Annotated in this window: 7 protein-coding genes and 2 pseudogenes; 5 read left to right on the plus strand and 4 right to left on the minus strand. The window is 71.7% G+C overall.

Going from position 1 to position 12,005, the window contains the following annotated elements:
* Nucleotides 1-271 (minus strand): annotated as a pseudogene (locus tag ACWGIG_RS30200) (ABC transporter ATP-binding protein); the annotation flags it as partial.
* Nucleotides 272-452: 181 nt separating this feature from the next.
* On the opposite strand from ACWGIG_RS30200, the gene ACWGIG_RS30205 reads away from it, so the two are divergent.
* Together ACWGIG_RS30205 and ACWGIG_RS30210 are read left to right on the plus strand one after the other, a co-directional pair.
* A complete protein-coding gene (locus ACWGIG_RS30205) occupies nucleotides 453-2,123 on the plus strand; it encodes a peptide-N4-asparagine amidase (RefSeq protein WP_453324865.1) in 1,671 nt (556 codons plus the stop codon).
* Nucleotides 2,124-2,152: 29 nt separating this feature from the next.
* A pseudogene (locus tag ACWGIG_RS30210) lies at nucleotides 2,153-2,914 on the plus strand (hypothetical protein).
* A gap of 59 nt (nucleotides 2,915-2,973) precedes the next feature.
* On the opposite strand, the gene ACWGIG_RS30215 reads toward ACWGIG_RS30210, so the two are convergent.
* From ACWGIG_RS30215 to ACWGIG_RS30225, 3 genes are all read right to left on the minus strand, one after another.
* Complete coding sequence (locus tag ACWGIG_RS30215; RefSeq protein ID WP_453324866.1) at nucleotides 2,974-4,431, minus strand: Gfo/Idh/MocA family protein; 1,458 nt, start codon at nucleotides 4,429-4,431, stop codon at nucleotides 2,974-2,976.
* A 132-nt stretch (nucleotides 4,432-4,563) separates the two neighbouring features.
* Entirely contained in the window at nucleotides 4,564-7,488 is a 2,925-nt protein-coding gene (locus ACWGIG_RS30220) for an FAD-binding and (Fe-S)-binding domain-containing protein (protein ID WP_453324867.1), read from the minus strand.
* 54 nt (nucleotides 7,489-7,542) lie between these two features.
* A complete protein-coding gene (locus ACWGIG_RS30225; protein ID WP_453324868.1) occupies nucleotides 7,543-8,037 on the minus strand; it encodes a MarR family winged helix-turn-helix transcriptional regulator in 495 nt (164 codons plus the stop codon).
* Between the two features lie 109 nt (nucleotides 8,038-8,146).
* Between ACWGIG_RS30225 and ACWGIG_RS30230 the strand changes: the two genes are divergently transcribed.
* The 3 genes from ACWGIG_RS30230 to mltG all read left to right on the plus strand — a co-directional run bounded on the left by ACWGIG_RS30230 (nucleotide 8,147) and on the right by mltG (nucleotide 11,777).
* Nucleotides 8,147-10,054: an ABC transporter ATP-binding protein gene (locus ACWGIG_RS30230; protein WP_453324869.1), complete on the plus strand. Its 1,908-nt coding sequence runs from the start codon at nucleotides 8,147-8,149 to the stop codon at nucleotides 10,052-10,054.
* Nucleotides 10,024-10,569 (plus strand): hypothetical protein, encoded by a 546-nt coding sequence (locus ACWGIG_RS30235; RefSeq protein ID WP_453324871.1) that lies wholly within the window; start codon nucleotides 10,024-10,026, stop codon nucleotides 10,567-10,569. The genes ACWGIG_RS30230 and ACWGIG_RS30235 overlap by 31 nt, the downstream gene beginning before the upstream one ends.
* Nucleotides 10,570-10,952: 383 nt before the next feature.
* Nucleotides 10,953-11,777, plus strand: coding sequence for an endolytic transglycosylase MltG (gene mltG / locus ACWGIG_RS30240; protein ID WP_453324870.1), 825 nt, complete (start codon nucleotides 10,953-10,955; stop codon nucleotides 11,775-11,777).
* The last annotated feature ends 228 nt before the right edge of the window (nucleotides 11,778-12,005 follow it).

Below are 12,005 nucleotides of genomic sequence, written 5' to 3' on the forward strand. Positions count from 1 at the left end.
GCATGGTGTCGCCGACCGTGACGGCCACGCCCGTCAGCGCGAGCAGCGCGGCGGCCAGCGCGAGGCGCCCGCCGGAGCGCTCGACCACGGCCTGGACGGCGAGGCCGACGCCCAGTGGCAGCCCGGCCACGCCCAGTTGGTGGAGCAGCCCCCAGCCCATGGCCTTGAGCTGCCCGCCCAGTTGGCCGAGGCCCAGCCACAGCAGGAAGCGGCCCCCGGAGCGGACGTCGGGTTCGCCGGGGTCTGAATACGGAAGATCACGAATCTGCATGAGGCCCTACGGCTCGGTGTGACGGCTCTGGAGTCCGGACGGGTGGGTGGCGCAAACCGTGCAAGGTTCGCGCTCCGAGCCCCCCAGGGGCAATTGATTTATGCGCACGCCCACCCAGAACGCGCCAATATCCACTTTCAGGCCTGGCGTTACCGGCCGTCCCGCGCTTCACTCCTGTCGCATGAGACAGAGAAAAACCATGAGCGTGGTGAGCGGGCTCGTGCTCGCTGCCGGAGCCCTGTTCGGCGCTTCCCCGGCCACCGCCGCGACCGCGGGCGAACCCGCCCCGGCCACCGCCGCGACCGCGGACGGCCCCACCCCGCCCGCCGAGTTCGGCAACGACTGGCACGACCCGCTGTCCGCCGCGCCGCCCGTGGCCAAGCCGCACACGCGGTCCTGCCGAGTCACCCTCGGTGAGGCCCAGTTCCGCGACTTCACCCCGTACAAGGGGAGTTACGCCCCGCCGAAGAAGTGCGGCGACCGCTGGAGCAAGGTGGTGCTGCGCCTCGACGGCAAGGTCAAGGGCCGCCAGTACGACCGCCTCGGATACCTCCACGTCGGCGGCGTCGAGGTGCTGAAGACCTCCACCCCCGAGCCCTCGGTCGACGGCATCACCTGGTCCGTCGAGAAGGACGTCACCCGCTACAGCGACACCTTCCGCCGCGATCAGCCGGTCGAAATGCTCATCGGCAACGTTGTCAACGAGACGTACACCGGTGTCATCGACGTCAAGGCGACCCTGACCTTCTACGCGGCCGAGGGCCGTACGAAGCCCGCCGCGACGCCCGACCGCGTCCTCACCCTGGGCGGTCCGGACGCCAACTCCCTCACCACGCCCCGCAATTCACAGCGCATCCTCGCCGAGGTGTACGCCACCGGATCCGGCGGCGGCTGCGAGGAGTACTGGTACCTCTCGGTGCCCGAGAACGCCCCGTACTCCTGCAAGGCGGCCGAAGGCCCCTACCGAGAGGTGCAGATCAAGGTCGACGGGAAACTCGCCGGCATCGCCGCGCCGTTCCCGACCGTGTGGACCGGCGGCTGGTCCAACCCCTTCCTCTGGTACGTCGTCCCGGGCCCGCGCGCGCTGGACATCAAGCCCATCCAGTACGACCTCACCCCGTTCGCCGGACTGCTCAACGACGGCCGCCCGCACAAGGTCGAGGTCGGCGTCGTCGGCGTCCCGGCCGGACAGAGCGGCTGGAACACCCCGGTGAACGTGCTCGTCTGGCAGGACCACGGCAGCCGCGTCGTCACCGGCGCCCTGACCCGGCACGCCGAGGGCGCACCGGTCAACTCGACGAAGTACACGCCCGGTTCGGAGCACCGCCTCGACACCAGGGGCGGCCACCGGCTGACCGTGGCCGGGTACGTCAACACCTCGCGCGGGCGCGTGGACACCCGCATCGCCCGCAGCCTCGCCCACACCTCCGTGCACCGCTGGACGGAGGGCGAGAAGCTGGACGGGCTCAAGGGCGAATGGACGGACGAGGAGACGGTCGCGGTCGAGGGAAGGCACGGCCCCGAGCGCGCCACACAGGTGCGGCGGACGTACACGATGGACGGCACGACCACGATCGGCAGCGACGCGGGCGAGCGGCTGCGCACCGTGCTGACCCTCGGCGACAAGGCGGACACGGAGACCCTGGTGGGCGGCAGGCGCACCGCGTTCTCCCAGCTCGACGACGTCTACAAGGGCGACGCCGCGTACTTCTCGAACGCACCCCGCGAACAGCGGCACGCGGTCGGCACGACGGGCGAGCGCTACCGGCTGTACGGCTCCGACGGGACGTGCCACGACCGGAGCGTGACCTCGGTGCAGGGCACGCTGGTGGAGGACCGGAGGCACTGCTGACGGCAGGCAGCGGTGGCAGCATGGGGCGCATGCCGATATCGAACGTGCGACGCAGTCCGGCCCTCGCGGGAGCGGTGGCCGGACTGTTGCTCCTGACGGCCTGCGGAGGCGGCGGCGGTACGGACAAGGAGCGGCCCGCCGCGGGGGAGACTGCCGGAGAGGCACCCACCGGATCCCCGTCCCAAAACCTGAAGCGCATCCCCGGCATGGGCGACCGCCTCCGCGCCCGGATCCCGGCGGACTCGCGGCAGGTCGTCGCGGTCTACGGCGGATCCAGGAACTCGGCGGACGCCCAGGTCGTTCTCTAGAACAAGCGGGGCGACAAGCAGGGCGCGACCTGGGACCGGGAAGGCCCCTGGCCCGCGCACAACGGCGTCAAGGGATGGCCCCCCGACCACCGCGAGGACGACAAGCGCAGCCCTGCCGGGGTGTTCACCCTGTCCGACGCGGGCGGCGTGCTCCCCGACCCGGGCGCCGAACTGCCGTACACCCGGTCCTCGTCCATCGCCGCCCCGCGCTCCTGGGCCAGGACCCACCGGCACGACTTCGACTTCGTCATCGCCATCGACCACAACCGCGTCAAGGGCACCCCGCCGGACGAACCGACGCGCCCGCGGGGTCAGGAGAAGGGCGGCGGGATCTGGCTGCACGTGGACCACGGCAGCGGCACCTCGGCCTGCGTGAGCGTGTCGAAGGCGGCGATGGAGACCCTGCTGCGCAGCGTCGACCCGGCGCGCAGGCCTGTCGTGGTGATGGGTGACCGACAGCTTCTGGCATCGAGCACGACCTGAAGGGCCGAGCGGGGGCCGGCTCCGCCGGGCCGCCCCCCCCGCTCGGCACCCCTACCCGGTCAGGCCTTCGGCTTCTGCGAGTCGACGCCGGGCCTGGCCTTCTTCCACTCGCCCCGGGTGAAGTCCGGGATCTGCTGCGGCGCGCCCTTCGCCCGGATCGACAGATGGCTCAGCGGCACCGGCGCCGTCCAGGTCGCCGCGTCGTACACGTCGAAGTCCGGGACCAGGCCCAGTTGCATGCACTGCATCAGCCGGAAGAGCATCAGGTAGTCCATGCCGCCGTGGCCGCCGGGCGGGTTGGCGTGCTCCTTCCACAGCCAGTGGTCCCACTCGGCGTACTTCTTGAAGTCGTCCCACCGGTCGTCGGTGTTGGTGGGCTCCAGGTAGATGCGCTCCGGGTAGTCCTCGAAGACGCCGAGGGTGCCGCCGAGGCTGTTGATCCTGCTGTACGGGTGCGGGGTCGACACGTCGTGCTCCAGGCGGATGACGCGGCCCTTGGCGGTCTGGACGAGGCTGATCGTACGGTCGCTCTCGATGTACGACTCCTTCCAGCTCGGGTCGCCGGGCGGCATGTGCAGCTTGCGGTACGCGGCCAGTCCGAGGGCCGGGGAGCCGACGCTGACGACGCTCACCGCGCGGTCGCCGCGGTTGACGTCCATGTAGTTGCCGACCGGGCCGAAACCGTGGTTGGGGTAGAGGTCGCCGCGCAGCCGGGTGTGCCACAGGCGGCGCCACGGGCCCTCGTAGTAGTCGGGGTCGAACATCAGGCCGCGCAGGTCGTGGTTGTACGCGCCCGCGCCGTGCAGCAGATCGCCGAACAGGCCCGCGTGCGCCATCCGCAGGACGCGCATCTCGTTCTTGCCGTAACAGCAGTTCTCCAGCTGCATGCAGTGGCGCCGGGTGCGCTCGGAGGTGTCGACCAGGTCCCAGATCTCGTCCATGCGCATCGCGAGCGGACACTCCACACCGACGTGCTTGCCGTTCAGCATGGCGGTCTTGCACATGTCGTGGTGGAAGTCCCACGGGGTGGCGACGTACACGAGGTCGACGTCGTTGCGCTTGCAGAGGTTGCGGTAGTCGTCCTCGCCCTTGGTGTAGAGCGCGGGGGCGGGCTGTCCCGCCTTGACGACCTTCGCCGCGGCCTTCTCGGCCTTCGCGCGGACCGGGTCGCAGACGGCGACGACCTTGACGTTCGGGAGGGCGAGGAAGAGGTCGATCATGCCGTCGCCGCGGTTGCCGAGGCCGATCATGCCGACCCGGACGGTGGTACGCCGCTCGAAGGGCACCCCCGCCATGGTCTTGCCCTGGCGCTTCGGTACGGCGGCCTCGACCCCGGCTCTCTCCGCGGCCGTCGCGCTGCCGGCGGCGCCGAGCGCACCGCCGAGACCGATCCCGGCGCCCGCCAGACCGGCGGCGCGCAGGGCCGACCGGCGGGACACGCCGTCGGGGGAGCCGTCGGAAGTGTGGTCGTCAGAGGTGTGGCCGTCAGGGGTCGGTGTCGCCTTGTCGTCGTACATCGGACCTCCGTGAAAGGTGATCGGGTACCGACCGATCAGGGTCACGGAGGTTCGCGTGTGGCGCAAGAGGCCCTTGCGCACGGAGAGTTGGACTTACCTTCGCAGGATCATGGACTCCCCGGAGCGCGCAGGTCAGGGCCGGGTCGCCCGCTCCAGATCCAGCAGTACGGAGTGGTAGGGGCGGCCCGTCGCATGGTCCATGCCTACCTCGCACATCCGGTTCGCCGAGAGGTACGTGTCGTACGCGCGCCGCCCGACCTCGGCGGCCTCCCGGGCGGTGGCCGACTCCGTCAGCTCCCGGTGCAGCATGCCCCGGTCCCCGGCGAACGCGCAGCACCGCACGTCGTCCGGCACGACCACCTCGTCCGCGCACGCCTCGGCGACCGTGCGCAACTGCGCCTCGTCGCCCAGGTGCTGCATCGAACAGGTGGGGTGCAGGACGGCGGAGCCCGCCCTGCGGTGCACGGTCAGCCCGGGCAGCAGCTCCTCCGCCGCCCAGACGACCGAGTCGACGACGGTCAGCTCGGCGTGCAGTTCCTGGTTGTCGTCGGTGAGGTACGGCACCACCTCGTGCGCGATGCCCAGCGTGCAGGACGACGCGTCGACGACGAGGGGGAGCCGCCCGCCGCCGGTCCAGCCCCAGGCCGCCTCGACGATGCGGTTCGCCATCACCGTGTTGCCCTCGTCGTACCCCTTGGAGTGCCAGATGGTGGCGCAGCAGGTGCCCGTGACGTCGCCGGGGATCCACACCGGCTTCTCCGCGCGTGCGCAGACCGCGACGAGGGCCTCGGGGAGCGACGGGCCGCGGTGTCCCTCGGGCTCGCCGAAGATGCGGTTGACGCACGCCGGGTAGTACACCGCGACGGCGCCGTCGCGGGAGGTGCGGGGGAGCGTACGGGCCGCCGCGCCCGGGATCGCCGGCAGCCACTGCGGCACGAGGTCGGGGCGTACCGCCTTGCGGGCGAGGCCCGTCACGGAGGAGAGCAGCCGGTCGGAGATCCGGTCGGCGGCGGCCACGGTGAGGCGGGCCGAGATCTCGACCGCCTTGAAGTTCTTGGCGGTCAGGGCGGCGATCCGCTCCTCGCGCGGTGAGTGGCGGCGGTGGCGGAAGTCCTTCATCAGGGCGCCCGTGTCGATACCGACCGGGCAGGCGATCTTGCAGGTGGAGTCGCCGGCGCAGGTGTCCACGGCGTCGTACCCGTACGCGGCGAGGAGGTTCTCGCCGACCAGGGAGCCGGCGGGCTGGCGCATCATCTCCCGGCGCAGCGCGATCCGTTGGCGGGGCGTGGTCGTCAGGTCGCCGCTGGGGCAGGTGGGTTCGCAGAAGCCGCACTCGATGCACGGATCGGCCTCCGCCTCCACACGCGGGATCGTCTTGAGGCCGTGCAGATGTGCCTCGGGGTCGCGGTTGAGGACGATGCGCGGAGCGAGCACCCCGTCCGGGTCGATGAGCTGCTTGGTGCGCCACATCAGCTCGGTGGCCGACGGCCCCCACTCCAGTTCGAGGAACGGGGTGATGTTGCGGCCCGTGGCGTGCTCCGCCTTGAGCGAGCCGTCGAACCGCTCGACCGTCATCCGGCAGAAGTCGTCCAGGAAGGCCGCGTAACGGCGGACGTCGGCGGGGTCGGCCGCGTCGAAGGCGAGCAGGAAGTGCAGATTGCCGTGTGCGGCGTGCCCGGCGACGGCGGCGTCGAAGCCGTGTGCCTCCTGGAGTGCCAGCAGGGCTTCGCAGGCCTCGGCCAGCCGGGACGGCGGCACCGCGAAGTCCTCGGTGATCAGTGTCGTACCGGACGGGCGGGCGCCGCCGACGGCGGTGACGAACGCCTTGCGGGCCTTCCAGTAGCCGCCGATGGTCTTGGCGTCACGGGTGAATCCATTGGTCACCGACGGCACGGGCGCCACCAGGTCCAGCTTCGCCAGGGCCTCGCCCGCCGCCCGCTCGAACGCCTCCTGCGCGGCCTCGTCCGGCGCCCGGAACTCCACCAGCAGGGCCGTCGTCTCCCTCGGCAGCTCCGCCCAGTCCTGCGGTACGCCCGCCACGCTCACCGACGCGCGCAGGGTGTTGCCGTCCATCAGCTCGACGGCGAGCGCGCCCGCCGCGTTGAAGAGGGGTACCGCCGCCGCGGCGGCGGACAGCGTGGGGAAGAACAGCAGTGCGGAGGAGAGGCAGCGGTCGAGGGGGAGGGTGTCGAAGACGACCTCCGAGATGAAGCCGAACGTGCCCTCGGAGCCGACCATCAGACCGCGCAGGATCTGCACGGGCGTCGAGCCGTCGAGGAACGCGTCGAGGCGGTAGCCGTTGGTGTTCTTGATCTCGTACTTGGCGCGGATGCGGCGGACCAGGGCCTCGTCCGCCTCGATCTCCCGCTTGATCTCCAACAGGCCCGCACAGAGGGCGGGTTCGGCATGGGCGAGCTCCTCGTCGGCGCGCGGATCGCCGGTGTCGACGACGGTGCCGGTCGGGAGGACGAAGGTGAGCGAGGCGAGGGTGCGATAGCTGTTGCGGGTGATGCCCGCCGCCATCCCCGAGGCGTTGTTGGCGACGACCCCGCCGATCGTGCAGGCGAGGGCGCTCGCCGGGTCGGGCCCGAGCACCCGCCCGAACCGGGCGAGCGCGGCATTGGCGCGGACCACCGTGGTGCCCGGCCGGATCCGGGCCCGGGCGCCGCCGTCGAGGACCTCGACGCCGGACCAGTGGCGGCGTACGTCCACCAGGATGTCCTCGCCCTGGGCCTGGCCGTTGAGCGAGGTCCCGGCGGCCCGGAACACCACCTCGCGGCCCTTGCCGTGCGCGTACGACAGGACCGCGGAGATGTCGTCGATGTCCTCGGCCACCACCACGACCTGCGGCACGAAGCGGTACGGGCTGGCGTCCGCCGAGTACCGCACCAGGTCGGACACCTTCCACAGGACCTTCTCCGCGCCGAGGACCGCCGCCAGCTCCCGGCGCAGCGGCCCCGGCGTGCCCTCGGCCAGTGCGGCCGGCACCCGGTCGGGGGCGGGGTCCTGCGGAGCGGGCGGGCGCAGGGCCTCCGGCTTCGGCTCCAGGAGCGGCATGGGGGACGTCCTCTCGGGGGCTCGGTCGCGCGCGGCGGCCCGGCCGTGCCCGGCTCAGCAGGGGTACGTACCCCCGTCGATCAGGGTGGACAGCAGGCCGCCGAGCTGCTTGCGCTGTACGGCGGTCAATGGAGCCAGGATGTCCTCCACCGCGTCGCGGCGCGCGCTGCGCAGGTCGCCGAGGGTGGTGCGGCCGGCTTCGGTGAGCTCGATCCGGATCACCCGGCGATTGGCCGGATCCGGCACCCGGCGCACCCGGCCCTGCTCCTCCAGGGCGTCCACCAGGGTGGTCACCGCGCGCGGCACGACCTCCAGGCTGCGCGCGAGGTCGGTCATCCGCGGGGAGCTGCCGTCGGAGGACGAGAGGCGCGAGACGACGCGCAGCAGCCTGGCCTGGCCCGGCGTGATGCCGATCGGCTCCATCTGGCGCTTCTGCGCACGGTGCAGGCGCCGGGTCAGCCGCAGCAGCTGCTCGGCGAGCATGCCGTCGTCGGCACGGGTGTCCGAGCTCTCCGGCTTCTCCGAACGGGTTTCCGCAGTGTTGCTCATAGCGGGAACAATAACAGGACCCCGTGCATTGTGAGTATAGGTAACAATGAACTAGGCTCTGGAAGCCTCGATTCCCGCACCGTTCCCACGCACCCCTCCGAAGGAGCCCATGAACCCCGAACGACACGCGAACCCCTGGACGCCCCCCGACCCCGAGCCGGGCAAACAGCAGCCGCCCGCCGAGGTCCGCCGCATCCTGCGCCTGTTCCGTCCCTACCGTGCCCGGCTCGCCCTGGTCGGCCTGCTCGTCGGCGCCTCGTCGCTGGTCGGCGTGGCCTCGCCGTTCCTGCTGCGCGAGATCCTCGACGTCGCCATCCCGCAGGGCCGCACGGGCCTGCTGACGCTGCTCGCCGTCGGCATGATCGCCACGGCCGTCGTCACCAGCGTCTTCGGCGTCCTGCAGACCCTCATCTCGACCACGGTCGGCCAGCGCGTCATGCACGACCTGCGCACCGCCGTGTACACCCAGCTCCAGCGGATGCCGCTGGCCTTCTTCACCAGGACCCGCACGGGCGAGGTCCAGTCGCGGATCGCCAACGACATCGGCGGCATGCAGGCCACCGTCACCTCCACCGCGACGTCCCTGGTCTCCAACCTGACCGCCGTCGTCGCCACCGTCGTCGCGATGCTCGCCCTCGACTGGCGGCTCACCGTCGTCTCGCTGCTCCTGCTCCCGCTCTTCGTGTGGATCAGCCGCAAGGTCGGCCACGAGCGCAAGAAGATCACCACCCAGCGGCAGAAGCAGATGGCCTCCATGTCCGCGACGGTCACCGAGTCCCTGTCGGTCAGCGGCATCCTCCTCGGCCGCACCATGGGCCGCTCCGACTCCCTCACCAAGAACTTCACCGAGGAGTCCGAGCGTCTCGTCGACCTCGAAATCCGGTCCAACATGGCAGGCCGCTGGCGGATGTCGACCATCGGCATCGTCATGGCCGCCATGCCCGCCGTCATCTACTGGGCGGCCGGCCTGACCATGAACGCGGGGGCCCCGGTCGTCTCCCTCGGCACGCTCGTCGCCTTCGTCTCCCTCCAGCAGGGCCTGCTCCGCCCCGCCGTCAGCCTCCTGTCGACCGGCGTCCAGATGCAGACCTCGCTCGCCCTCTTCCAGCGGATCTTCGAGTACCTCGACCTCCCCGTCGACATCACCGAACCCGACGAGCCGGTCCGCCTCCCCGCCGCCAAGGGCGAAGTCCGCTTCGAGGGCGTCGACTTCGCGTACGACGAGAAGTCGGGGCCCACCCTCACGGGCATCGACGTCACGGTCCCCGCGGGCGGCAGCCTCGCCGTCGTCGGCCCGACCGGCTCGGGCAAGAGCACCCTGAGCTACCTCGTGCCGCGGCTGTACGACGTCACGGGCGGCCGGGTCACCCTCGACGGCACCGACGTCCGGGACCTGGACTTCGACTCCCTGGCCCGCACGGTCGGCGTCGTCTCCCAGGAGACGTACCTCTTCCATGCCTCGGTCGCCGAGAACCTGCGCTTCGCCAAGCCCGACGCCACCGACGGCGAACTGCGCGCCGCCGCCGAGGCCGCCCAGATCCACGACCACATCGCCTCGCTGCCCGACGGGTACGACACCCTCGTCGGCGAGCGCGGCCACCGGTTCTCCGGCGGAGAGAAGCAGCGCCTGGCCATCGCCCGCACCATCCTGCGCGACCCGCCCGTCCTCATCCTGGACGAGGCCACCAGCGCCCTCGACACCCGCACCGAGCACGCCGTGCAGCAGGCGATCGACTCCCTCTCGGCCGGCCGCACCACCCTCACCATCGCCCACCGCCTGTCCACCGTCCGCGACGCCGACCAGATCGTGGTCCTGGACGCGGGCCGCATCACGGAACGCGGCACGCACGAGGAACTGCTGGCCAAGGACGGCCGCTATGCCGCCCTGGTCCGCAGGGACGCCCGGCTGACTCCGTCCGGAGCCGCGTCCACCGAGCCCGAGCCCGAGCCCGCATCCGCATCCGCGTCCACGTCCGCCGCGTCCGCATCCGTCGAGGCGGTTCCGGCCGGACCCTGAGTGCCGTCGGCCTGGTGCCCGACCTCCCCGCCGGGCTCGACGACGGCCCCGCGCTGCGGGCCGGACTCACCCACCACACGGCCCGCTCCGGCGCCGGACCGATCGAGGCATCGGTCAAGCAGCTCGGCGGACTCCCGGCGCTCCGTCAGATCGTCAGAGTGCCGCTGCCCGGACAGCAGCACGGTCAGGGCTTCGTCGGCAGCTTCACCGTGCCGCGCGCCCCGTGCAGCACGGTCGTCACCTTCATGTCCCCCGAGCGGGGCACGACCGGGATGCGCGAGGCGATGGTGATGGCCAGGGTCGGCCGCGAGCAGTACTTCCGCCCGGACCCGTACGCCCCTGACGTCCAGAGCGGCCTGCCGTTCCACGCCGCCGACCACCAGAGCTACGACGCCGAGTTCCCCGACCGCCCGCTGTCGAAGGTCCGCCGCACCCTCGACGCGCTCGCGGCCCGGACACGGGTCGAGCCCGGATTCGCGGCGCTGCCGCCGTTCGAAGGGTCGCACCGGGGCTGAGACCCCCGGCCCGTACACGCGGCGGCGCCGCCCCTCCCCTGGGACGGGGGAAGGACGGCGCCGTGGCGAGACCTCGGTCAGACCAGCCAGCCCAGGAAGTGGAAGGCGCCGGCGAGAAGGTCGGTGATGAGGTTCATGATCCTGGGTTCTCCTTGTGCTGCGTACTCGCGTACTGGTGCATGTGTGGGACTGCGCAATCGCGGTCTGCAGCCCGTCGCTTGCGCACCGTAAGCATCGTGCGCCACAAGGGAGTTGGGCAAGGAGATCCGGTACGATCACGCGTTCCAGCGAACACCCGATCCCCTGTTCGCATGTTCCCTCCGGGCCGGAAAGTGGGCGGGGGGTTCGGACAACGGCGTACGGGGACGGCTAGCGTTCCGGTCATGGAGTACGAGTCCCACGGGTTCCCGGAAGTCCTGTCCCCGCCGAAACCGCGCAGGTCCCGGCGCGGTCGGCTGGTCCTGCTGGTGTGCGTCCTCGCCGTTCTCGGCGGGGGTGCGGCGCTCTTGCTGCTGTGGCAGGAGGAGGAAGTCGGCCGGGCCAAGTCCCTCACCGTTCCGGAGGGCTGGCGCTCCTCCCAGGTGTACGCGGCGGTGGACAAGGCCGTCGGGGCCGCGCCCGGCACCGCGAAGAAGGCCGCCGCGTCGACGGACCTGGCGCTGCCCGCCGCGGCCGGCGGGAATCCGGAGGGCTATCTGTTCCCGGCGACGTACCCCGTCAAGGACACGACGACGGCGTCGAGCCTGCTCGCCTACATGGTCAAGACGGCGAACGAACGCTTCGGCACCGGCCCCGACGTCCGCAGGGACCTCGTCGTCGCCAGCATCGTCCAGGCGGAGGCGGACACCCCTGCCGACATGGGCAAGGTGGCCCGGGTCATCCGGAACCGCCTCGACCGCGACATGCCGCTCCAGATGGACTCCACCCTCAACTACGCGATGAACCGCAGCACGCTGGACACCACGCACGAGGACACCCGGATCGACAGCCCGTACAACACGTACGAACGCAAGGGCCTGCCCCCGACCCCGATCGGCAACCCGGGCCTGGAGGCGCTCCGGGCGACCCGGACACCCCCGGCAGGGAACTGGCTGTACTTCGTCACGGTGAAGCCGGGCGACACGCGCTTCACGGACGACTACGAGGTCCAGAAGCGGAACGTGGCGGAGTTCAACGAGATCAGGCGGGGGGCGAAGGGGACGGGGTGAGGGGAGGCTCACGCTCGGCCGGGCCCGTTGCCCGGCCGGCGGGGTGGGTCCGGTGCGGGTTCGTCGTGGCTGGTCGCGCAGTTCCCCGCGCCCCTTACGGGGCGCCTTCAGCCCGTCCGGCGACGCGCGGCGCAGCCGTGCACCGGGCGCAGCCCCGGACGCAAGCCCCCCCCCGCGCCCCCCGCCCCCCCCCCCCCCCCCAGCCCCCCCCCCCGCCCCCCAGCCCCC

The organism is Streptomyces sp. NPDC054863 (assembly GCF_053610825.1).

Excerpts from the sequence above, each read along its gene's own strand:
- ACWGIG_RS30205 (WP_453324865.1), top strand. The coding sequence starts at position 453 with ATGAGACAGAGAAAAACCATGAGCGTGGTGAGCGGGCTCGTGCTCGCT.
- ACWGIG_RS30220 (WP_453324867.1), bottom strand. The coding sequence starts at position 7,488 with ATGCCGCTCCTGGAGCCGAAGCCGGAGGCCCTGCGCCCGCCCGCTCCG.
- ACWGIG_RS30225 (WP_453324868.1), bottom strand. The coding sequence starts at position 8,037 with ATGAGCAACACTGCGGAAACCCGTTCGGAGAAGCCGGAGAGCTCGGAC.
- ACWGIG_RS30215 (WP_453324866.1), bottom strand. The coding sequence starts at position 4,431 with ATGTACGACGACAAGGCGACACCGACCCCTGACGGCCACACCTCTGAC.
- mltG (WP_453324870.1), top strand. The coding sequence starts at position 10,953 with ATGGAGTACGAGTCCCACGGGTTCCCGGAAGTCCTGTCCCCGCCGAAA.
- ACWGIG_RS30230 (WP_453324869.1), top strand. The coding sequence starts at position 8,147 with ATGAACCCCGAACGACACGCGAACCCCTGGACGCCCCCCGACCCCGAG.